This is a genomic window from Sorangium aterium (genome assembly GCF_028368935.1).
In the GTDB taxonomy this organism is placed as follows: Bacteria; Myxococcota_A; Polyangia; order Polyangiales; family Polyangiaceae; genus Sorangium; species Sorangium atrum.
In genome coordinates this window covers 3,608,121-3,629,790 of record NZ_JAQNDK010000001.1, presented here as the reverse complement: position 1 = coordinate 3,629,790, position 21,670 = coordinate 3,608,121, and the positions used below count along the sequence as shown (strand labels likewise).

Annotated in this window: 16 protein-coding genes; 8 read left to right on the top strand and 8 right to left on the bottom strand. The window is 65.6% G+C overall.

Annotated features, from left to right (window positions below):
- Positions 1 to 7 precede the first annotated feature (7 nt).
- The 3 genes from POL72_RS13395 to POL72_RS13385 all read left to right on the top strand — a co-directional run bounded on the left by POL72_RS13395 (position 8) and on the right by POL72_RS13385 (position 3,221).
- A complete protein-coding gene (locus tag POL72_RS13395; RefSeq protein ID WP_272095573.1) occupies positions 8 to 1,495 on the top strand; it encodes a hypothetical protein in 1,488 nt (495 codons plus the stop codon).
- Between the two features lie 137 nt (positions 1,496 to 1,632).
- Positions 1,633 to 2,382, top strand: coding sequence for an RHS repeat-associated core domain-containing protein (locus POL72_RS13390; RefSeq protein ID WP_272095572.1), 750 nt, complete (start codon positions 1,633 to 1,635; stop codon positions 2,380 to 2,382).
- Positions 2,379 to 3,221: a hypothetical protein gene (locus POL72_RS13385; RefSeq protein ID WP_272095571.1), complete on the top strand. Its 843-nt coding sequence runs from the start codon at positions 2,379 to 2,381 to the stop codon at positions 3,219 to 3,221. The genes POL72_RS13390 and POL72_RS13385 overlap by 4 nt, the downstream gene beginning before the upstream one ends.
- A gap of 927 nt (positions 3,222 to 4,148) precedes the next feature.
- Here the strand turns inward: POL72_RS13385 and POL72_RS13380 are convergent.
- The 6 genes from POL72_RS13380 to POL72_RS13355 form a co-directional block, all read right to left on the bottom strand.
- Positions 4,149 to 5,204 carry a restriction endonuclease gene (locus POL72_RS13380; RefSeq protein ID WP_272095570.1) on the bottom strand — a complete coding sequence of 352 codons (1,056 nt, stop codon included), beginning with the start codon at positions 5,202 to 5,204 and terminating at the stop codon, positions 4,149 to 4,151.
- A 197-nt stretch (positions 5,205 to 5,401) separates the two neighbouring features.
- Positions 5,402 to 7,099 carry a hypothetical protein gene (locus tag POL72_RS13375; RefSeq protein WP_272095569.1) on the bottom strand — a complete coding sequence of 566 codons (1,698 nt, stop codon included), beginning with the start codon at positions 7,097 to 7,099 and terminating at the stop codon, positions 5,402 to 5,404.
- Positions 7,100 to 7,353: 254 nt separating this feature from the next.
- Complete coding sequence (locus POL72_RS13370) at positions 7,354 to 8,820, bottom strand: hypothetical protein (RefSeq protein ID WP_272095568.1); 1,467 nt, start codon at positions 8,818 to 8,820, stop codon at positions 7,354 to 7,356.
- 1,033 nt (positions 8,821 to 9,853) lie between these two features.
- A complete protein-coding gene (locus POL72_RS13365; protein WP_272095567.1) occupies positions 9,854 to 10,414 on the bottom strand; it encodes a sigma-70 family RNA polymerase sigma factor in 561 nt (186 codons plus the stop codon).
- A gap of 199 nt (positions 10,415 to 10,613) precedes the next feature.
- On the bottom strand, positions 10,614 to 11,477 hold the full coding sequence (locus tag POL72_RS13360) for a helix-turn-helix transcriptional regulator (protein WP_272095566.1): 864 nt from the start codon (positions 11,475 to 11,477) through the stop codon (positions 10,614 to 10,616).
- Between the two features lie 120 nt (positions 11,478 to 11,597).
- Positions 11,598 to 12,728, bottom strand: a complete 1,131-nt coding sequence (locus POL72_RS13355; protein ID WP_272095565.1) for an RNA polymerase sigma factor — start codon at positions 12,726 to 12,728, stop codon at positions 11,598 to 11,600.
- A 263-nt stretch (positions 12,729 to 12,991) separates the two neighbouring features.
- Between POL72_RS13355 and POL72_RS13350 the strand changes: the two genes are divergently transcribed.
- From POL72_RS13350 to POL72_RS13340, 3 genes are read left to right on the top strand one after another with little or no spacing between them, the layout of a single operon-like run.
- The gene (locus POL72_RS13350) at positions 12,992 to 14,077 is read left to right on the top strand and encodes a peptidase associated/transthyretin-like domain-containing protein (RefSeq protein WP_276596440.1); all 1,086 of its coding nucleotides are present in this window, start codon (positions 12,992 to 12,994) and stop codon (positions 14,075 to 14,077) included.
- A gap of 20 nt (positions 14,078 to 14,097) precedes the next feature.
- Positions 14,098 to 15,738 (top strand): hypothetical protein, encoded by a 1,641-nt coding sequence (locus POL72_RS13345; RefSeq protein ID WP_272095945.1) that lies wholly within the window; start codon positions 14,098 to 14,100, stop codon positions 15,736 to 15,738.
- A 36-nt stretch (positions 15,739 to 15,774) separates the two neighbouring features.
- Positions 15,775 to 17,316 (top strand): hypothetical protein, encoded by a 1,542-nt coding sequence (locus tag POL72_RS13340; RefSeq protein ID WP_272095564.1) that lies wholly within the window; start codon positions 15,775 to 15,777, stop codon positions 17,314 to 17,316.
- A 176-nt stretch (positions 17,317 to 17,492) separates the two neighbouring features.
- Here POL72_RS13340 and POL72_RS13335 read toward each other — a convergent pair whose 3' ends face one another.
- Together POL72_RS13335 and POL72_RS13330 are read right to left on the bottom strand one after the other, a co-directional pair.
- Entirely contained in the window at positions 17,493 to 18,134 is a 642-nt protein-coding gene (locus POL72_RS13335; protein WP_272095563.1) for a hypothetical protein, read from the bottom strand.
- Positions 18,135 to 18,211: 77 nt separating this feature from the next.
- Complete coding sequence (locus tag POL72_RS13330; RefSeq protein WP_272095562.1) at positions 18,212 to 18,967, bottom strand: hypothetical protein; 756 nt, start codon at positions 18,965 to 18,967, stop codon at positions 18,212 to 18,214.
- A gap of 1,239 nt (positions 18,968 to 20,206) precedes the next feature.
- Here POL72_RS13330 and POL72_RS13325 point away from each other — a divergent pair.
- Together POL72_RS13325 and POL72_RS13320 are read left to right on the top strand one after the other, a co-directional pair.
- Complete coding sequence (locus tag POL72_RS13325) at positions 20,207 to 21,115, top strand: pirin family protein (RefSeq protein WP_272095561.1); 909 nt, start codon at positions 20,207 to 20,209, stop codon at positions 21,113 to 21,115.
- A gap of 133 nt (positions 21,116 to 21,248) precedes the next feature.
- On the top strand, positions 21,249 to 21,644 hold the full coding sequence (locus tag POL72_RS13320) for a GFA family protein (RefSeq protein ID WP_272095560.1): 396 nt from the start codon (positions 21,249 to 21,251) through the stop codon (positions 21,642 to 21,644).
- The last annotated feature ends 26 nt before the right edge of the window (positions 21,645 to 21,670 follow it).

Here is a 21,670-nt window from a genome sequence, read left to right as displayed (position 1 = left end):
AACGCGCATGAGGTCTTATATCGACATGCTCCGACTTGCGGATGAGGCGTCGGTCGCCACCCGGATAGCCGGCCTCGCGGAGCGCCTCTCCAGCATCGGGGACCGCGCCGCCCTCGCCACCGGAATCCTCGAGAAGCAGGCCGCCTGGGGAGCCGCCTTCGAGCACGCCGAGCGCGCCGCCCTTGCCACCGGCACCCTCGAGAAGCAGACCGCCTGGGGGGCCGCCTTCGAGCACGCCGAGCGCACCGCCCTCGCCACCGGCACCCTCGAGAAGCAGACCGCCTGGGGGGCCGCCTTCGAGCACGCCGAGCGCGCCGCCCTCGCCACCGGCATCCTCGAGAAGCAGACCGCTTGGGGGGCCGCCTTCGAGCACGCCGAGCGCGCCGCCCTCGCCACCGGCATCCTCGAGAAGCAGACCGCCTGGGGGTCCGCCTTCGAGCACGCCGAGCGCGCCGCCCTCGCCACCGGCATCCTCGAGAAGCAGACCGCCTGGGGGTCCGCCTTCGAGCACGCCGAGCGCGCCGCCCTCGCCACCGGCATCCTCGAGAAGCAGACCGCTTGGGGGTCCGCCTTCGAGCACGCCGAGCGCGCCGCCCTCGCCACCGGCATCCTCGAGAAGCAGGCCGCCTGGGGGTCCGCCTTCGAGCACGCCGAGCGCGGCTCCATCAACAGGGCTGTTGACGTTCTATTACGCACGACGACCGCTAGAGGATCTCACGACTCCCACGTTCGTATCGTCCGAACACCAAAATTTGACGCTCGGAACCTGCTCGATCCGGCGTCCAAGAAACACGAAATCGCTCGCAGCGTCGACAATATTGTCAAAGCCATCGAGTCGTTGGCTCACGATGTCACGAACGCGCAAAAAGAGCGGGCGGACGATACGCGAGATGAGCGCACGGAGCACGTTGGAGCAACGGCCGAGCGTTCAACTCGGGATGTCAGAACCAACCGACTGTGGGTTCCTCGGCAACGCTCGTCCGTGTGGACACCGAGACGCACCCGCGACCACAATCCACAAGAGGACCTCGAGCCTGTGCCCGTGTTTTGCGGGAATGCCCGCGTCGACGAGCAACACAGAGAGAAACTGATGAATCACCTCTGCATGCTCAGACACCAGAGGATTATTCGAACCTGGCACGAGGGAGAAGTTCTGGGTGGCGAAGATCTAAAAGAGCAGGTATGGAGAAATCTGGAGCTCGCAAGAATCATACTTCTACTGATTAGCGCCGAATACCTCAACGAGCTCTACGAGCGCGATATGATGAACAAGATCGAGAAGTGCCATAGTAGCGCTGTTATTGTTCCAATTCTAGTGAGCCCGGTCGACATGACCGACGATGATGCCCTTATCGCTCGACTTCCGCCATTTCCATCGAACCGAAAAGAGATCACGAAGTGGCAAGATCGCGACGAAGCATGGGTCGATGTTGCCCGTGGAATTCGGTCACACGTCGCATCAATAAGGCACGCAAGCAAGACGCTCTTCAGTTAGCCGAATCAGCTCTCGGCGCTCTCGCTCGCCGACCCGCTCGGCATGCGCGGATCGCACGACCTCGCCGGCGCCTCTCCCCTGAGCCCGCCGTAGTCTTCCCGCCGTAACCACCCGGCCATCGCCATGGGCACGGCCCCTTGCAACTCCCGGCGGCGCACCGCGAGGCCGATGGGCGATGGGTTCATTACGTCAATGATCCTGTCGGCACGCCGGAGCAGCTCCTCGACGACGCGGGCGCCATCGTGGGTTCGCTGGAGCGGCGGGCCTTCGGGCTCGAGGCGCCGCGCGACGGCGGCGCCAGCACTCCGCTGCGGTTCCCGGGACAGTACGAAGATGCCGAGACCGGCCTCTACTACAACCGCTATCGCTACTACGACCCGGCAGATGGCATGTTCGTCTCCCCGGATCCGCTCGGCGTGGCCGGGGGGTCGGGGTACTACGGTTATGCGGTCAACCCGTTTGCGTGGATCGATCCTTTCGGCCTCGCGTCGCTTCGCGAGGCCGAGCGGCTGCTGGAGGATTCCGAGAACCGCAGCTTCGGGAACAACGTGGGGCACGCGCGTGCGCACGTGCCGGGCCCGGGCCAGGATCCGGCCGCGCTCGCGACTTCGCGGCCGACAAAGCAGACGAACACGGTCTTCCGCTCGCGCAACCAGGCGCTGCGCTCGTTACGGGACATCATGACCCGCGACGACGCGGCCCTCCGCTCCCTCGCGCCGGGGCAGGTGCACTCGGGCTCTCACGCGCCCAGGGAGACGCTCGAAGGGCTGGAGTCCCAGTCAGGGCAGCCGGCGCAGCGCGCGTGCGTGAATCGCATCACCTACTCGATCGGCCGCCTTCCGAACGGTCAGCTCCACCTGCTACATTTCGCCCCACGCCAGTCATGAGCTCATCCAGCCAGCGAACCCTCGTCATTCTCGATGAGCGCGGCGCCGCCGCGCGCCTCCCGTCGCAGATCGCGTCGCTCGTGCAGGGGTACCGGATCGTCCACCTCTCCGACACGCGCCACTCCCCCTACAGCACGCTGTCGCGGGTGTCAGCGGCCCGCCTCGTGCTCCTTTGCCTCGACCTGGTGCGGGGATACGGCATCTCCGCGGTGCTCCTGGCCAGCGCGGCGGCGTCCCGCGCGGCGCTCCCGGCCGTGCGGGTCGGGTGCGCGCGGGCAGGGATCGCGCTCCATGAGGGCGCCTCGCTGGCCGCAAGGGAGGTGGCCCGCCGGCACCGCTTCGGCGATGTCGTGGTGCTCGGAGGCGAGATCGTGGACGAGCGCGCCGTTGCCGAGGCGCTCGCCGAGGCGGGGCGCTCGGCCCGTACGCGGGCGGTGCCGCTCGACCTTGCTGGGTTGAGCGAGGCGGGCAAGGACGCGCTCAGCCGGCTCGTGGAAGCGCAACGCGCGCAGGTGGGGACGTACGTGCTCGGCTCGTCGGAGGCCTCGCGCGTCGCGGATCTGATCCGCCGGTCCGATCCGGACGCCGAGATCGTCGAGGCGGACGCGGCGCTCGCGGCGGAGGTCGCCGTGGTGCTGGAGGCCGAGCCGGCAGTGGGCAAGACGGCGTCCACGGTGATTCGCTGCGCGACCGAGGCGTCCGAGCACTGGCAGGAGCGCATCGCGGAGCTCGCCGGCGTCGCGCCCGACGCCGTGGCCGGCCGGTGGGTGATGCCGGCGGGGCCAAGCGCGGGGCCCTTTGCCGTCGCAATCGACGAGGATGGGGATCCGCTGGATTGAGCCAGCCGCCCGACCTGGCCCGGGCTCAGCGACCTGAGATCGCGGAGCGGGACACGAGACGGCGCCTTCTGCGGGAGCGAGCCCGCGCCCGCGCCGCCGAAGAAGAAGCTTTCGAAGGCGGCCGGTTGGGCCCGAGTTGGGCCGCAGCGGAGGAGAACCGAGCCTTCCCTGTCGCGTGAGACTGTTGAGATCGTTGCGCCTTGCGTCGTCCGCCCCTCCGCACGAGCGACGAGGCCCAAGGACGAATTTGCGGTGGCGAACCGGCGCGATCGGGCGGATCCCCCGGGATTTGGGAGGGGCCTGACGACGGATCGCAGCCCCTCGGAAGGCGCGGGCCCAACCTGGGCCCAACCGGCGAGCGTCGGGCTCGGAGAGCTCGCGCCGACCGACCCGTCGCCGCGCGCCGCGGTGGTCGCCTCGCTCGCCGAGACGCTCACCCGTGCCGTCGCCCTCGGGGATCACGTTGCGGCTCGTGTCGTCCACGAGACGATCGGCCGGTTGCTCGTCGTGCCCGCAACGTCCGGCGACGGGGGGGAGCCCGCACCGATGGCAGCCCTCCCCCACGGGCGGGCCCGCTCACTCGAAGGTAACCCCGACCACGCACCAGGCAGGATACAAGGCACGCCTGCTCGACACCCATCTCGGCCGTCCGCCTGCTCGAACGAATCGACACGCCCCAGGCATCACGCCGGCCACAGGCAAAGTTCCGGCGCGTCGCGCTGGCCGGCGCAGCACCCGAGCGTTGAGGCCATGGGGCTGTGCCGCGCGTGGGTGCGCGAAAGCGACACACGCGTCGGCCACCAGCCCATTTTGAGGCGCCCCTCCATCTACTCTACTCGAGCCCGCGTTCTGCGCGGTTTTCGGCCGGGGCGGCTCGCGTCCCCAATTCAATAGTTCTACCCGAGGGATGCAGATGTGTGCTCGCAGTTAGCTTGTCCTCCCTACACGGCGCGCGACGCCAGCGAGAATGCGCTCGCTGCGCGTGTACCAGTCAGGGCCGAGATACTCATTGAGTCGCAAAATTAGAGTTTCACCATCGACGAGTTCGACGCGATCTTCCTCCGCTTGGATTGCGAGCGCGCCCTTGGTAAACCGGCCGGATGTCAGCAGCACCGCTTGTGTCGCTCTGCGGCGTTCCACGACTGCCAAGATCTGATTAACGGGTTCAACGCCCACCAAGCGCGTGTGCTTACATTGAATGAGGTGGCGCTGCCGCTTCCTCCCTGATTCGCTCAATGCGATAACGTCGACACCGCCATCCTTGGATTTGCGCGTCACCTCGTACCGATATCCCATCGCGTCGTAAAGGGCGGCGGCAAGTAGCTCCAGATCTCGGGGCGACAAACTTGCGACGACGCCTTTGCAGCGGTCTCTGGTATGAGGCGATATCAGATATCGCCACCGAATAATCTCGGCAGCATCTTCAAGTCCAGCAATATAGGCATCTGACAACTGCTGCCAGTTTGCACGAAGAAAAGTCCGAAGTACCTGCACTGCGTCACGTGGAGCTTGACGGACGGCATCTAGGACCCAGTGGATTCCCTCCCAGACAGGTTCACTCCCTTTCGTTACAAGATATCGCAGGAGCCGCACGTCGTATTCCCGGATTTCGCGCCGAGCATCCTGTTTGCCTAGCTCTGCCAGAACACCCTGCAAATGATACAGGTCGGCTGGATGCGTTCCCATGGAAGGAAGGAAGTGGCGCAGCAGTCGGCGAATCGACGCGTCGTCGCGAGAGTGAATTGTGTCAAGATACTCCTTGCGATGAGCCGAGGTGGGAAAACATGTCGACAACATCATAAATTCTTGGGTTCCGTCGATCTCATCGACTTTGGAAAGCCATTCGTCGAGAGGCAGCGATTTTGCATCGACGAAGGTGCACCCATCGAGCCGCGTCATGAATTTCTCGCGAAGACGGATCGCCTCCGTCACGAGATCGTTACGGGCCTGAGTATCCTTTCGCTTCGAATTGCTGGTTGCCATCACTGAACCTTTGGAGTAGCCGCGCGAGGCTCAACGAGCTCTGGCAGCCCGTGGCGGCTGCGGTTGCCGCCTAAATCGTAGCGCACGCTGGCATATTGCGGTTGAGAATCTGAATGGCGTGCCTAACGTCTGATGCTTTGCTGCGGCGCGGCGTCAGCAGCAGCGGCGGGTTGGGCTGCGGATGTTGGCTCTTTGCGCTAGTCGGCTGCATTGCTGGCCTCTTCGCCATCGTGAGGTGCCAGGTGTCGACGAAACAGTCGGTCGAGTGTTCTCTTACCAAGATCGCCAAAAGTCCGCTCGGCAATTGGCAGCCGATGGTCCTCAAGATGAGGATGAAGATGGATTAGATATTGCTTAAGAGAAATATACTTCCATCGCGCCGAGGTCTTCTCTTGAAGCATCTCGCATACGGATTTCCCACGAGACGCAAAAGCCATCATGCTTTCATAGTCGTCGGAAGACACAAGAGTAACTGGAAGAACATCATCTTGTTGCAGTGCCCCTCGTGTGACGCACTCTCGCTCCAGCCACTTGTAGAGCATCGGCGTATCGCAGATGTCGTCGAATACAATGAGTACGGGCAAAACATATGCGTCCCTTGGAATCCTCGGTTCGTACTCGCCCGCCCTTACACGATCGATTTTGTCGTGAAGCAACCACAGGGCACCAGCACGATGCCCCTTGGCTTTCCCCTCAGTTCTCGACTCGAAGAAAAACAACCTGAGCCACTCAAGCGGATCGTCGCGCGAGTGCGCAATCTTAACAGCTTCTTCACGAACGATTTTGGCCTTGACAGAGCCCAACATTACTAGATTGCCATCGAAGATAACGACGTCCTCGATCTCATTGTCGTCGCCTAGGTTCGGAGACAGAAAAGCACGCCCAGCGAATAGGCCTTGCGCTTGAGCCTCTGCGACAAGGCTCCGACACCATCGCTCGAACAGCTCGCCAAATGTGCTCGACCATATCTGATTCCCCCTCTTTTCGAACATAGTCTTCGCCGCGGCGTTGAACCGTCCCCAGAGTCCGATCGTAAGCTGCTGAGCGACCATCCATGGCGAACTGGCAACAACAACATCTGGACGTACCGATACGAATGGCTTTCGATAGAAGATCGTTGGCGCATGAGGCAGGCCGTTGGGCCTTCTCCGAGATTCCAGATGAGTTGCCGCTTCGTCGAGCGACCACGTCAACTCAGCAAGCCACCGTTCGCCGACCCCTGGAGCGAGGCTCGTCTCTTTGAACAACGAACTTGGATTCATTACGGGGGGGGCACTTTCGCCCCAGAATCTACTGAGCATGAAGATGGGGCTCAGAAAAGAATCGAGATATTCGGGAAAGGGTGCACCAAGAGCGTGTCGCTGCAGCTCACGCCATTTGGTCGGATCGCTGAGTGCATTGATACGCGGCTGCTGATCCATCATGAGAACCGTGCGAGCCAACTGCCGAAGCGGATCCCCGCCGTGGTTGAAGAGGCTGAGAAACCAGAAATCTGCTACAGTCTTATCAAGCAGATCTAACCGAGAGCTGTCCGGAGCGAGCCAATCATGAACATGGTCGTTCGCGGCCAACAATAGGAATGCGATGAGACCTTCTGTTGGCGTTTCACCTACTTCCGGACACTCCAGCAAAGCGATGGCTTGTGCGAAGTAGATCACCTGTTCGTGAGCGATAGCTCTGTCGTCGGCAGCCGATAGTACATATTCGCGAACCGCGCTCTCCACCGCAGAATCTCCTGGACTAAAAATGAGAGCGCTGCGAGTGAGCAACCTGGACGTTTCACCTAAAATTCCGTCGTCCGTGTTGGCGATAATCGCGGCAAGGTGCGCGAGCATGGTGAACGTCGAAGCGCGTTCCAGCTTCCTGAAGTAGTCGAGAAGGATGTCCACGGGCATCGGCGATCCCGTAGCCTCGCTCAAGCACAGGAAGGTGTGCATGTTCTTAAGAGGATGTGATTGGCTGGTACTCATACTCTCCCGCTTCCAAAGCAGTGGCCGAGCAGTCACGCTAGCCAGGTGCACTTCAACCGCAGCGGGGCATGTTGGCGCCCTTCATCAGGCGGCCCGACGCGGCATTCACCCGTGGGCGGGGTACATCCTGCCCGCCGGGTGCAACGGTATGTTCGGCGGGGCTTGTATTGTGCATTGTCTTACTTACCATGACGCGAACGTCGCTCCCGCTTCTTCTTGTTGCGGTCCTTGCGAAGTTCATCGGGGCTCTTCGCAATTCTACTGGGGAACTCCCAGTCTCGCATACGCCGTCGGTCAGGGTTCTCTTTCAAACCTATTGCGCGCGCCATGGCACGTACACGCGCATAATCCTCGTTTGTCCAGGTCGAAGGCTCAAATAGGATCGCGTCCTCGGAGCCTCCGTCGCTCCCTTCTGGCTCGCAAGCGAATCCAACGATATGGATCAAATCCGGAAACCGGCTCTTGGTGATATGCGCATACGCCTCGAGAAACTTTAGTCGAAACCTTCTGTACTTTTCATAGTCGGTCTCGTTATTCCGCAGTGCAATAACAACAAATGAAGTGGATGTTGATTCGCTTCCAGGGGCGATAGTGCGCACCGCGGAGTTTTTGCCGGATTCGTGGACTCGCTTGCGAACGTCAAGAACCGCCTTTGCGAGATGGCGCCGTTCGACACGGCGAGTGAGAGCCATCCGTCGAAGAAGAAGCTCCGTTTGTGCGACATTGTTTGCGTCTTCTCCAACGAGCTGTCCTTGCCTAAGGAGACCAGAGAAGTGCTCGATCAGTGAGTCCCATAGGTAACTATCCTGATCCGCTACTCGCTTTCTTTGAACATTAGGCAATGAATTGAGCCCGTCCCACATTCCAGGATCGATGGTAAGAGGTGACGCTTCCGTTCCGCCAGGGAACATATGACGCTCACCTGGTCCGACGCTAGCGAGGTACGTAGCGAGAAGGCAGAGCTCGTTCGGCGAGTAAGCCAAACCGCCACGCAATAGCAGTGCCTCCTTCTCCCGCAGGTATGCGATAAAATCCTGAATGGTATCGAGCTGACGAAGGAGCGCAGGAGCTGTTATGTCGTCGAGAACATGAACAACCCGTTTTGCTTCATCGGGGAAGCCGATCACGAAGGGAACTGCACCAGATGCTGTGTGTTGCGCCCCGACAACATCGGGACGTATTGCTATGCTACCAGGCTCCCCGTGCGCTTGCCTGCACGCATCCCGAGCACCCGTAGCGACAACGATTCTATGAAATCTCGGCTTGCCCGAAAGCTCAAGTGGCAGTCTTGCCGTACATGATTTATCGAGATACACTCGTGACGGATACATGCGAAGCCAGCGTTCTGCACCGAAGACCTGGGTGACAGATTTTTCAAGGGCACGCTTGTACCAACGTGCCCAAGCGACATCGGGAGAGGGACCGTTGGGGTAAACACAAGACTTGTCGGAGAAGATGAGAACGTCATCGCCGCAGACGACGAGAAGGTCGCAAAGCTCTTTCCCGTCCGTGGCGGCTCCTCGTTGGCCTTGGTCGCGGTAAAGATTCGAGTAGCTCCACAAAGTGAGGAAAGTTCCGGAGCAGAGCTGATGAAGGAGCTGCTCCGAAGGGGTAGTGCCGTGGGATCGCAGGGCGTTAAACGTCATTGGTGAGCTCTTGAACTCTCTCCTGCGCGACAAGCATGAGTTGTCTGCCGAAATTCCAGTCGATTGGTCAACCGAAGCCGCTGAACCAGGCTGTCTAGATCGTCGCCTCTGGTGACATCGCCCACAAAAATCTCACGGATCGGTTCTGCGCCACAAGGCCCAAATGCTGTCCAGCGCTTTAGCGTAGATCGGTCTAACACCGGCGGCAATCGCCGCCTTGCCGAGTGCCCGGGGCGCCTGAAGGGGGCGCGGCGGACGCGCAGCCGGAGGCGTCGCGCCGCATCGCGCCTGAGTCACACGGCGCGGCCGCTTCATCGGGAGGTTGCCGGACACATACCGGTCCGTTCACAACCTCGTACCGAAGGGGCCGACGAGGGGGCTGCGGCCGGCCAGGCCGCCGCGGTTCAGTACGTGCTTCATCGTCGAGAATTGACCCACCTCTGGTCGCGAAAACTGGTCCACCCCCCGGCTGACGGTGCTCGCGTCGAGCGCGCCGCTGGCGCGTTCGGGATCGAATCGGTGGTGGGCGCGAGGGCCGCGACGGGGGGCGAGGTGCGACGCTCGGGGGATGCGCCGCGCGCGGCCGTGTGTTGACGCTCACGATGGTTGCTGCTCGATTGCGCAGGCTGGTTGATGGTCATCCGGTGCCCGGAGCCCCGCCGGAGGCTCCGTTCGCCCATCGCCCGCTCCGGACGGTTGTCGGAGCGCGGAGGGCGGGTCAAGGGCGGCGTAGCCGCCGCGCCCCCGGCGGGGGCACCCTTGACGCGCCTGAGCACTCCGGCAGGCTCGGCCGCGCGATGGGCCGACCAGCACGGCCGTGACCGGGAGCGCTCACCCTCGCGATGCGGCGCCATCAACGGTGTGACTGCAGCCGTTCACCCTCGCGATGGCCAGCAACCAGCCCGCGCAATCGAGCAGCAACCATCGTGAGCGTCAACAGGCGCCTGTTCTTGTAGCTCGCGGAGGTCGGACAGCAGGCGCCGATCGTCGTGGTGAGCCCGGCCTCGTCCGAGCGGCCCGTGGCCTTTGATGCTCATTGCGACCCCACTCTCCGGGCGAAGTCCATGGTTACCCGAAGCCCGATGATGTCGCGCAGCGCACCGACGGCCTTTGTGCGTCGCTTGTAGAGCGTAGAGAGAGGTAGCCCCGCGTCTTTTGCCACCTGGGCCATCGGGATCCCATCCAGATCGTGTGCCACGAGAACAAAGCGCAGCTGCGGATCGAGCTCGTTTACCGCGTCGACGACGCCCGATCTGATGCTGTCGGATTCCATCGCAGCAGCGGCATCCGGTGCTGGATCGGCTACATCGATGAAATCGACGAGCTCCTGCCTGCGGTGCTGCATGCGCTCGTGATAGTGCGAGGCAATATGTACGGTGATCGCGTTCAACCAGCGTTCCGGCCTGCCACGCTTCGGATCGAACCTGGGCCAGCTCTCCCAGGCGTTGAGCCAGACTTGGCCTGCAACGTCGGTACGATGGCACGGTGGGACCCCCAGCCTCCCCAGCCAGCGCAGCACGGCGCGGACCACCGCCGGGCAAAACAGGAGCGCGCACGCGGCGGCGCGCTCGTCTTCATTCGACGGACGATCCATGGCTTCACCGTCCCCCGCGAGCAATCGCCCGTAATCTGATGATGCCGCGTGTCCGCACACATGCGGCACCGGCTCGAGGACTTCCCCGTAGGCGTCCGCGACCAAAGGATGACGTCAGCCGTAGCTGCTCAGTTCCCGGAGCGGTGGCATGGTCGCCAGCAGGCTCCTGATGGCGTGTAGCTGCGAGGCGCGGCGGCGCTCATCCATGGCTCCCTACTCCCGGAAGTGTCGTGTTCAGCGGAGATCGCTCTGCTTCCTCCCAATCGGCCCCGTTGGGGGAGCTCGCCCCCCCTTCGTCGCGCTGTACCGGGAAGCTCGTCAGTGTGGCAGCGCGCCGGACGAGCTCTGTCCCCGTGGCGGCGCGGACAGGGAGGGGCGACCTAAGGCGCGGCTGTGGAGGCGGCGAGAGCTTCGCGCGCGGGCTCCTGGCCGCAAGCTCGGGAGACGGCACCACAGGCGGAGGAACGTCGAGCGCGCGGGCAGGCATCGTGGGCGGAGCCGGCGGCGCCGAGCTCTCGCGCTTGGTCAAGGGCTCGCCGACCTGGATCACCACGGTCTCCTCGGCGTCCGTCCGGTGATCGTCGTGCAGCCGCCAAAGGCGCTCCCAGTACCGAGCAGGAGTCCCGGTGAAGGCCTCCAGCTGCCGAGCAAGACCGGGCGTCATAGGAAGCTCGCTCCTCAGCAAGCGCTCCACCTCCCTCGGTTCCAACCCCGTGCTCTCGGCCAGCTTTCTCCTCCACGAAGGCGTCGTCGCGCAGAACGACTCGAGGACCCTTCCTGGCCAGGGGACCGGGCGCGCGTGGACCTGTGTCAGCTCTGCGAGCGCCGCGTCGACGTGACAGCCCAGAAGGCGCCGATATCGGTCCCGCTCCCCCGCGGCCTGCTCCTTCGCATCGGTGAGGGCTGCCTCCTCGTCATCATGCGCGTGCTCGCGCGCCTCGCGAAGCCCGCGCTCTCGTCCCAGCGCTTCGCGCGCGGTGACCGCGAAGCCGATCGCGACGCACGCGATCATCGCGAGCCCGAGCGGCGACACGAGCCACATCGCGCCCAGCATGTCTTCCATGAACTTTCGCCTCCTGGACCTGAGCATTCTTGTCCGACACAAGGCAGATCTCGGCCTTGCGCTGCGCGAAAGCAGCACCGCTATCCCCGCCTGCCTAGCTGTTGATGGGTAGCCGACGATTCAGCGAAGCTGCCTGAACAGCTCTTCGCGCTCCGCGGCGAGCCGCCCTCGCGGGAACTGTCGCGCGTGGGCCTCGAGCAGCCGGCGAGCCTCGACGTCGGCCATGACGTCGTTGGCCTCGATGGCCCTCCGCGCCTGGTCGACCAGGCTCCTCTCGACCTCGCCAGCGGTCGGTCGAACGGCGCTCGCCGGAGGCGCGGCCCGGTGACTTGTCGTCTGCGCGTTCGAGGGAGCGGGCGTACCGATCACCATCGCTTCGCCGTGCGCGCTTCCGTGTTCCGTGCGCGACGAGATCTCGTGGGCGATCGCCGCGGCAGGCGCCGCTGCGTCGAGCGCCCCGTCTCCGCCGGCGGGACCCGCGGCGCTGTGGGCGCCACCTCGTGCGGGGGGCGCCACGGCATCCCGCTCCGCGGGCGCGGTGGCAGGGGCGCGGACCGCCGCCGCCCTGGTCCACGATTCCAGGCCGGGCAAGGGCGGCACCGTGGAGACGAGCGCTCCCGCCATCAGGACGAGCGCGGCCTGAACGAGGATCCTCATGCCGAAACGGCGGAGGGAGGTCACCCACGACGCGCGGCGGCCGAACCCCAACGCGACCGGCACGCAGGCGCTGTCGTCCCATCCACGAGAGCGCTGCCGCGCCCGCCGCCGTCCGCCCTGCACCTCGAGTTCCTCGAGCGCCCGCCGGTGTCGCGTCTTCACCGTGTCGAGCGGGATCCCCTGCTCGGCGGCGATCTGGGCGAGCGGGATGTCCTCGAGGTCGTGCTTGATCACGAGATCCCGGTACTTGGGCTCGAGTTGGTCGATCAGCTCCCGGGCGAGCTTTTCCCGCTGCCGTCTCCGGAGCAACTCTTCCGGCGTGAGGCACTCATCTCGGATCTCGCACTCATCGAACGACGTCAGTACCTCGCCGCGGCCACGCGCGTCACGGACGTGATTGCGCGCCTGGTTGACGGCGATCGTGACGCGGTACGGCCCCGGGTCGCCGCCCGGTTCGATCCGCTTGTCGGCGTCCAACCCCCGCAGCAGCGCTTCCTGGGCGACATCCTCGGCGTCTCGCGCCGGCACACCGTGGCGCCTGGCCAGGCGCCGGAAGAGCTCGAAGCCCAGGGAGACGGTCGCTGGCTTGGCCACGGTAAGCAGCACACCTGAGGCGGCCCAAAGGGTTCAGAAAATTGAGTGGAGGAGCGACTTCGGTCGGACAATGTGCCCATCTGTAGCTATTTGGACCACATCCGGTCGGACCTGGCGGATGGATGAACGCATTCCGTCATCCGACCGCCAATTCTCTCCAAAACCGCCGAGACGTGGCGGTTTCCTGCCGGTTGACGCCGAGCAGCCGGCGTCAGTACCGTCGCTGGATGCGTTCCACTGCGCATTCGCTCTCGATTCTTCTCATGCTCGGGGCCGCAACAGCCTTCACGAACTCGTCCAGCGCGGACGATATCCATCCGAAGGCGGGACCGAGCGACGGGTCGACGGTGAAAGAGCATGTTCGCCGTGGTCGGAGAGCGCGCAAGGCCGGGCTATGGACCGAGGCATATGCTGCCTACAAGGCGGCTTTCGAGGCCGCAGACGCGGCGACCAGCACCGAGGTGGAGCGCGCGGAGCTCGCGGGTGAGCTCGGCCTTTGCGAGCTTGCGCTGCACAAGTACCGCGACGCGGCCGAGCACCTGGCCAGGAGCCTCGAACAGCGCGAAGTGTTGCCAGAAGCGCTCCAGCAGCGATTCGAGGCAGGGCAGCGCAACGCAGCGCCGCACGTCGCGCGGCTCGTGCTCGGCGTCGATCCGCCCGACGCCGAGGTGCTCATCGACGGCAAGCGCATCGGCCGGACCGCGCGGACCTACACGCTGTTCTTCGAGCCAGGCCAACACATGGTGCGGGGCCGTGCACCGGGCTGCAAGGACGCGCTTCATTACTTGCGCGCCGTGGCGGGCGCGGAGCACGAGTTCACGATGCCGTTGCTGTGTGCGGCGGCGAGCGGCACCAAGGAGGCGAGCGGCACCAAGGGGACCGCGACCGCGACGCCGACCCCCGTGCGCGCTTTGCCCCCTCCGCGCGCGCAGGCCCCCAGCCCGTGGGCTTCCTGGCCGGGGACGCTGCGTATCGTGGGAATCACGCTCGCGACGGGCACCGTATCGACAGGCGCCATCCTCATGATCAGCGCCAGCAAGCTCGACCAGGATATGAGCGCTCGGCGGGACCAGCTCATGAGCGACCCAAGCGCGAGCTCGTCCATGTGCTGGCAAGCGCCAGAGCGCTCGCCGTGCGGCGAGCTGCGGCGCCTGCGCGACGCGCGCAACCTGTCCGACCGGGTGGGTACGGCCCTTGTCATCACGGGCGGTGTGATCGGCGCGGCCACCGCCGCGTCCTTCTTCACCGACTTCTCCTTCTTGGAACGCACGCCAGCTCAGGATCGGGTCAATGTATCGCCCGTCGTGACCGGGCACGAGACGGGCGTGCGGATCGAGGGGGTGTGGTGACCATGCCGGGTACCGAGGGGATGCGGCCACGGGAAGGCCGACGAGCATTGGCCGCCGCTGTTGCTGTCGCGGTGTGTGCGTGGGGAGCGAGCAGCACGCTAATAGCTTGCACTTCGTACCGCGACGATTGCTGGGAAGTGATGGAGTGTGCCCCAGCGCCTGAGCCGACTTTCTGTGACGGCGACCCAGCGACGACGATGGCGCTCGACGAGTGCGGCGTATTCGTCAGCCCGTTGTCGGGTGACGACAGGAGCCCTGGCACGAAGGACGCACCGGTGAAGACCCTGCAACAGGCGATCGGGATCGCCGCGAGCGGACGAGGCAACGGCGAGGCGGCGACCCGGCGCGTGTATGCGTGCGGCGGGCTGTTCGAGGAGGAGATCACGCTGCCTTCCGGGGTCGACCTCTGGGGCAGCCGCTTCTGTGACGACGACGGTGATTGGTCGTATGAGGGGTCGTTTGGAGGACCGGATCACCCGACGATCATCGCTCCGCCGGGGGGGATCCCGCTGCGGGTCCTCGGGGTGGCGGATGCGGAACTCGCGGGGGACTACGCGGAGTCTGTGATCTTCGGCGTGCGCGTCGAGACGGCCGATGCGTCCGCGGATGATGGCAAGTCGTCGATCGCGATGATCCTGAGCTCCAGGGCCAGGGCGATCGTGCGGGACAGCCAGATCATCGCGGGCAACGGCAAGGACGGGGAGCCGGGAGAGGACGCCCGCAGCGAACCGGCCAACGGCGGCGAGCAGGGGAACGACGGCGCGGACGCCTGTACCGCGGACTTCGCGAAAGGTGCTCTCCTCGTCGTGACGGTGTGCGACGACGGCATCGAGTCGACGGGCGGATCTGGGGGCTACGGCGACATTGAATCGGGGGGCCATGGCGCTGCGGGGCAGCTGGTACCCGCGGAGAATCCAGAAGGCTACGGCCTTGGAGGCATTGGCGCGGAGAGCGAGCATTGCAGTGCTGGCAAAGGCGGGAAGGACGGCCTTGACGGCGGTCGCGCGGCCGGCGCGGTGGGCATAGGCCAGCTCAGCATCGATGGCTGGATCGGCGTCCGGGGTGAGGACGGGAAGAAGGGCGGCGTCGGCCAGGGGGGCGGCGGCGGCGGCGGCAGCAAATCGCGAGGCGAGATGATGGCGTGCCCGGCGGGCCGACCTCAGGCCGGGGCGGCCGGCGGCTCGGGAGGAAGCGGGGGCTGCGGCGGCCAGGGAGGCAAGGGCGGCGGCTATGGCGGGGCGAGCTTCGGCATCATTGCGTTGCAGGGGAGCGCGCTGACGCTCGAGCGGACGGAGGTGTTCGCGGGCAACGGCGGTCGCGGTGGGGTCGGCGGAACGGGCCAACCAGGCGGCGTTGGGCTTCAGGGCGGTTGGGGTGGGGTCGGCTATGGCGACATGTGGCCTGCGTGCAGCGGCGGCCGTGGAGGCAACGGCGGTCGCGGAGGCGATGCCGGAGGTGGCCTCGGTGGCCCTTCGTATGGCGTGGCGTCCATCGCTGCCTCCGTGAGCTTCGGGCCGGACGCGCCTGCGAAGGCCGGAAGAGGTGGAGACGGCGGACTGGCCGGCAATGCCGCGCCTGATGACCACGTCGGCAGGGGCCTGCAAGGCGACTCCATGCCTTACCGGCAATTCGAAGTCCCCGATCCCCCACCGCCCCAATGAATGCCCGCATGCACGACACGACATCGAGGGAGAACGATGCGAACCACAAGAGCGATCTATCTGTCCCCCGCGCTGCTCCTCGTCGCGGCCGGCTGCGGCACCGCACCGGGTCCCAACGAGCCGGGCGGAACGGGCTGCGACGGTACCTCGTCGTGTCAGGGTGACGCGCCGCCAGAGTCGTTCTGTCTCGAGCGCCTCGCCGCGGACGTGTGGGAGGATGGCTGCGGGGTGTTCGTGGCCGGCGTTTGGGGCGACGGCGACGACGCGAACCCGGGTACGAAGGAGCGGCCCGTGCGCACATTGCAGCGCGCCGTGGAGCTCGCGCGTGCCGCACGAGGGCGCGTGTTCGCGTGCGCCGACGGCTTCTTCGGGCCCCTCGCGCTGCCTTCCGGCGTGGATCTCATCGGCGGCTTCAGCTGCATCGACTGGAAGCGGATGCCCCGTGGCGCGCGCTCGATCCTTCAGATTTCACCTACCGACGACATCGCTCTGACCGTCGTACCAGCGAGCGCCGGAGATACGGGAGCCGCGGACGGGGTATCGACGATCGTCGACATGCGGTTCAAGTCGGGCGGCCCGATCGGAATGCTCGTGCAATCCGGCACGGTCGTGGAGCTCATCCGGAGCGAGGTTGGCACGTCGTACGGGTGGGCAGGTCACGAAGGGGAGAAATGGGGCGGGCTAAATGAGGCAGCGACAGGACCGGATGGCGTGTACGGCGGCGATGCGTGCTCGGCAGACACCGTCTCCGGCGGCCCGGCGGTGGTGAATCGGTGCGACGGCGGAATCCCGAGCGTTGGCGGCAAGGGAGGCGACGGGCTCCCCGACGGCGCGGAGGACGGGGACGACGGGGAGCCGTCGCCAACTCCAAACTCCGGGCATGATGGGGGGGGAGGCGTCGGGGACGTGCCCACCTATTGCGGCGATGGACACCCCGGGCGCTCCGGCAGGTACGGCGCCGTCGGCGCCGCGGGTCTGGGCATCGGGCGTATCACCGAGACAGGATGGGAGGGCGACTGGGCAGGCGACGGCGAAAGGGGCATGCCGGGCCAAGGTGGCGGCGGGGGCGGCGGCCGTCGAGGGGGGCTCTCCACGTGCGGCGTGGCCTCCAAGGGAGGTGCCGGCGGCGGCTCGGGAGGCGCCGGCGGCTGCGGCGGCAGGGGCGGCCGAGCGGGCGAGAACGGGCACCCGACCATCGGCATTATCGCGCTACACGCGAAGCTGACGCTGCGCGATAGCGTCATCACGACCATCGACGCGGGTCCAGGCGGCGACGGCGGGGAGCCCGAGGAAGGCGGCGAAGGGGGCCGAGGCGAACTAGGCGGCGCCGTGGGGGACGGCACGTGGTCCTGCAAGGGTGGCGACGGCGGCCGAGGGGGCGACGGCGGCTACGGCGGCCCCGGGCGCGGCGGCGACTCGATCGGCATCGCCTACCTCGACGAGGACCAGCTCACGCTGGAGGGCGTCACCTACGAGCTCGGTCCGCCGGGCAAGGGCGGCATCAGCTGGGACTGGTCGGGCGAGACGATCACGGGGGAGGACGGCATCAAGGTCGAGACACTGCGCTTTCCTGAATAACTGGATCGAAGCTTACCGCAGCGAGCTATCCGGCTCGATAGAACCGGGCGCGAAGGTCGAAGGTCACGTCGGCGAGCTCGGCCCGCTGTGGACGGTTCGAGCCCGGTCCGCTGCGCTTCATGCTCTGCCAGATCGCTTGGGTGTCGGTGAGTGTCGAGGTTGAGAGCATCACCGGCTTACCATGCGTCTGAAAAAAGGCAATCGTATAGCCTGGCCTCTCCCAAACGTCGTAGATTGGTCGCCACGTCCGGCACGACCACGTTGCCGACCTCCGGCGGCATGCGCTCGTATCCCCATGTCGCTTCGATCTCTTGGGCGATCCCTGCAGCGTACGGCTGCTCATCGGGCGATAGCTCAAAGGAGATGACCTGCCGCGTGGGTTTATCTTCCATCGAAGGTGGTTCAACAAGCTCGGGCTTGATCAGCTTGATCAGCTTGCCAACCCAGGCGGGCAGGATGTAGGCCGTATCATGGACGAAGATCGTGACGGCACGAGGTGGCGTCGCGCGGAGCGACTTCTGGCTCTCGATCCCCTCGAGGTCATCAACGAGGCGCGAGCCGTAGACGATGTAATAAGGGACCAGGAAGCTCACCCTCAGTTCGATTGCATGTCGGTGTTCTCCGGTGGCCTTCGGAAGATAGAGAGAACCGGAATAACAGCCGTCGTGGCTTCCCATCGCGAGATGAACTGAGAAATTATCGACCTCGTTCTCGGGGAACTGCTCACGCAGGCGCCGCAACATGCCAAGCCACCGTTCGCAATCGGCGCTGGCTCGGCGACGGGCGTCCACCAGCCGTCGATCCTCTTCTGTTTGCACGCGACCAAGATCCTCGTACGGAACTCGCCGAGGGTAGTAGCGATATACGACGTCGAACAACTCCTCGACCCCGTGCTTCATGGCTGTGTGACTCTGGACCCGGCCACGCGCTTGCGGAGGCTGATGTCCATCTCGTCCTTTAACATGGTACAGTAGATTCCTCGCGGAATAGTGGGGTTTGCCCTCATTATTTTACGCGAAGCTTTGGTCGCCACGTCGGCACTGATGCGCGCGGCCTCGCCCGCTGGAATCTGCCCCTGATCTTTGTTTCGCAGCGGCATCCCGAACGTCATCTGTGGACATTCCCAGAACTCCGGATATATCTCAACCCACCGCTTGACCTTCAGACTGACGGTGGCTTTTTGCCAGCCTCCGGATTCGCCTGTTCCGTCGTCGGGGATAGTCGTGACGAAACTGAAGATGGTTGGCGAGAAGCCGTTCACTCCGGCCGGCGGACACTTCGAAACGCAGAGGTCGCTACAGAATACGTAAGTCTGGCCGTCTCCGACGGTGTCACCGGGGCCTGAGCATGTGCCATTTGTCGGACTCTCCGAGCTATCTCTCGGGCGCTCTTCTTCCTCTTCTTCTGAGCTATCCGTCTTGTTGCACTGGATCTCTTGCTCTCCGGCGCCTTGCCGTTCTCCCGATGGCGCATCACCGAAGTCACCGGCTGCGCTGGAGCTGAAGACCGGAACGGGCTCCGAACCTGGCCCCGCACCTGCGCCCGAGGTCCATTCCTCGCGAGGGTAGCAGTCTCCCACCGTCCAGTTGCACGCCGCCAACGCCCAGATTGCGATAGCGACGATGAGAAACAGGCTCGTTCTTGAGCTCATCTGGAACTCCATCGCATCACGGGACCGGCAACGACAACGACGGATGCGTAGCCTGGTAGAACAAGACTTCTTCCGTCGATCCAATCCAGATTGGCGCTCGCCGATATGCCCAGCGGCCCCGCAATGTACGCGTTGGCTTGCGCATGTCCGCCTACCGCCATCCCGGCAACCTGTCCACACAAGGTGCTTCCGCACGCTGGCATGAGGTAGAGCGCAACCGATGGGCCCACGCCAATGTCGCCATCCCTCCAGCTATATCCAAGGGCAACGGAGGTGTGATTGTAAACGCCGGGTCCGCCTGTCTGGATTGGAGGTAGAACGCTGCACAGATCATGAACCTTCAACAGGAGGTTCTTTTCAAGGTGCCACGATATCCCAGCGTGCGGGCCTACCGCGAAGCGCGGCGCAGTGCCAGCGTGGATCCAGCCGAGACTTACACCGGCGCTCAGCTCCGATGCCTCTACCTGCGTCGAAGCGACACCGATCACGAGAGCGAACATCGCCGCCGATGCGACCCGTCCGCATTCCGTTCTCATCGGTTACTTCCCCCTTTGTTACCGCCCGGAGAACCTGGCGATGCAGCCAATTCTTCTGATGGCAGGATTGGGCGTCAAATGCAACTGGGAGGAGAGTATCCCAATGGACATGGGTCATACCGTCCAGAGCGTGGGCCACTGCGCAGCTGTCTGCGGCGCCAGTGTTCGTCAGGCTGCTGTCACTGGCGGTCTGTCCACGTGGCCGTGAGAGCGCACGGACGGCGGTGCGCCTAGGCTGCACGAGGTCGCCCGCGTGCCAGCGCCACGAGCGAGCGCGACCCGCGGCGGCGCCCTGGGCGGGCCGCCGCTGCGGTTGACGGCGCGCCCGCGGTCGCGCTCCGAGTTGCACGACATCGCCCGTGCGCCCGAACGTGGGGGCACACGACCGCGTCTCGTTCGCGAAGCGCGCACAGAAGAGTCCCCGCAGCGCTGCGGGAGCGCGTCCTCGCGAACACGCAGAGCCCCGCGCCCCCAGTCGAGCTCGTACAGGCTCGGGCCATTCCATGTTCCGCCCGTCGCTGCCCCGCGCGACGGGCACCCTCCCCGGGGGCCGGGCGGCTCGGCATCACCTCACACGCAGCCAGGCAAACACCTGGGCCATGAGGCGCTCGACATCCGGACCTCCTCCTGGGCTAGGGTAGCGATCGCTGGACCGAGGCGACGCCCCGCGCACCCCGCCCAGCGCTGCGAAGGAGCCCCCCTGATGAGCCTTTATGCCGACCATGAACCCGCCTGCGTGGACTCGCCCGCGGACGCCATCGAGCTCGTCATCGACGCGCGCTCCCGCGATCTGGGCGGCTTCTCCGTGCGGCGCGTGCTGCCGTCGGTCCGCCGCCGGCTCGTCGGCCCGTTCGTCTTCTTCGATCACATGGGCCCTGCGCGCTTCGCGGTGGGACAGGGCATCTCGGTGCGCCCGCACCCGCACATCGGGCTCGCGACGCTGACGTACCTGTTCGAGGGGGAGATCCTCCACCGCGACAGCCTCGGCACGGCGCAGCCGATCCGGCCGGGCGACGTCAACTGGATGGTCGCCGGGCGCGGCATCGTCCACTCCGAGCGCGGCGATCTGGCGCACGAGACGCACCTCCACGGCGTCCAGTGCTGGCTCGCGCTGCCGACGGAGCACGAGGAGGACGCGCCCCGCTTCGAGCACCACCCGGCGGCGACGATCCCCGTCGTCACCCGGGACGGCGCCGTGCTGCGCGTGATCGCGGGGGAGGCCTACGGCGCGCGCTCGCCGGTCGGCGTCCTGTCGCCGACGCTCTACGTCCACGCGGAGCTCGACGCGGGCGCGACGCTCCCGCTGCCCGAGGAGCACGCGGCGCGCGCGGCCTACGTGATCGACGGGTCGGTCGGCTGCGAGGGCCAGCGCTTCGGGGAGGGGACGATGCTCGTGTTCCGCGCGGGCGCGCGGCCTGCGCTCCGCGCGCTCTCGCAGAGCCGCGTGATGCTCCTCGGCGGCGCCCCGCTCGACGGCGACCGGCACATCCTGTGGAACTTCGTCTCGAGCTCGCCGGAGCGCATCGAGCGCGCGAAGCAGGACTGGAAGGCGGGGCGCTTCCCCAAGGTGCCGGGCGACGACATCGAGTTCATCCCGTTCCCCGACGGGTGAGGGGGGCGCGAGGGCCAGAGCGGCGCCCCCAGGCGCCGGGTTCGAGGGAGCCAGAGCGGCGCCCCCAGGCGCCGCGTTCGAGGGAGCCAGAGCGGCGCTCTCCAGCGCCGCGTTCGAGAGAGGTAAACGGGCCATGTTGAACGGAGCTTGTTATTGCGGTGCCGTGCGCTTCGAGGTCGACGACGCGTTCGGCTACGCCTTCTACTGCCATTGCTCGAGGTGCCGGAGGCGCACCGGCGCGGCCTGCGCCGCCGTCGGCGGGATCGAGATCGACAGGCTCCGCGTCACCGCAGGGCGGGAGCACCTGCTCCGGGTCGGCGAGTCCGAGGACGGGTACCGCTGCCTCTGCAAGCAGTGCTTCTCGCCCGTGTACGACGTCGTCCGCGAGCAGCGCTTCGCTCACGTGCAGCTCGGCACGCTCGACGGCGCGCCGACGAAGGGGCCCGATCACCACATCTACGTCGGCTCGAAGGCGCCCTGGCATCAGATCACGGACGCCTTCCCCCAGTTCGAGGAGCTGCCGACGTAGCGCGCGGCCCGACCCGGGCCCGGGAT

Excerpts from the sequence above, each read along its gene's own strand:
- POL72_RS13395 (WP_272095573.1), top strand. The coding sequence starts at position 8 with ATGAGGTCTTATATCGACATGCTCCGACTTGCGGATGAGGCGTCGGTC.
- POL72_RS13340 (WP_272095564.1), top strand. The coding sequence starts at position 15,775 with ATGCGAACCACAAGAGCGATCTATCTGTCCCCCGCGCTGCTCCTCGTC.
- POL72_RS13360 (WP_272095566.1), bottom strand. The coding sequence starts at position 11,477 with ATGGAAGACATGCTGGGCGCGATGTGGCTCGTGTCGCCGCTCGGGCTC.
- POL72_RS13380 (WP_272095570.1), bottom strand. The coding sequence starts at position 5,204 with ATGGCAACCAGCAATTCGAAGCGAAAGGATACTCAGGCCCGTAACGAT.
- POL72_RS13320 (WP_272095560.1), top strand. The coding sequence starts at position 21,249 with ATGTTGAACGGAGCTTGTTATTGCGGTGCCGTGCGCTTCGAGGTCGAC.
- POL72_RS13385 (WP_272095571.1), top strand. The coding sequence starts at position 2,379 with ATGAGCTCATCCAGCCAGCGAACCCTCGTCATTCTCGATGAGCGCGGC.
- POL72_RS13370 (WP_272095568.1), bottom strand. The coding sequence starts at position 8,820 with ATGACGTTTAACGCCCTGCGATCCCACGGCACTACCCCTTCGGAGCAG.
- POL72_RS13350 (WP_276596440.1), top strand. The coding sequence starts at position 12,992 with ATGCTCGGGGCCGCAACAGCCTTCACGAACTCGTCCAGCGCGGACGAT.
- POL72_RS13325 (WP_272095561.1), top strand. The coding sequence starts at position 20,207 with ATGAGCCTTTATGCCGACCATGAACCCGCCTGCGTGGACTCGCCCGCG.
- POL72_RS13330 (WP_272095562.1), bottom strand. The coding sequence starts at position 18,967 with ATGAGCTCAAGAACGAGCCTGTTTCTCATCGTCGCTATCGCAATCTGG.
- POL72_RS13365 (WP_272095567.1), bottom strand. The coding sequence starts at position 10,414 with ATGGATCGTCCGTCGAATGAAGACGAGCGCGCCGCCGCGTGCGCGCTC.
- POL72_RS13345 (WP_272095945.1), top strand. The coding sequence starts at position 14,098 with ATGCGGCCACGGGAAGGCCGACGAGCATTGGCCGCCGCTGTTGCTGTC.
- POL72_RS13375 (WP_272095569.1), bottom strand. The coding sequence starts at position 7,099 with ATGCCCGTGGACATCCTTCTCGACTACTTCAGGAAGCTGGAACGCGCT.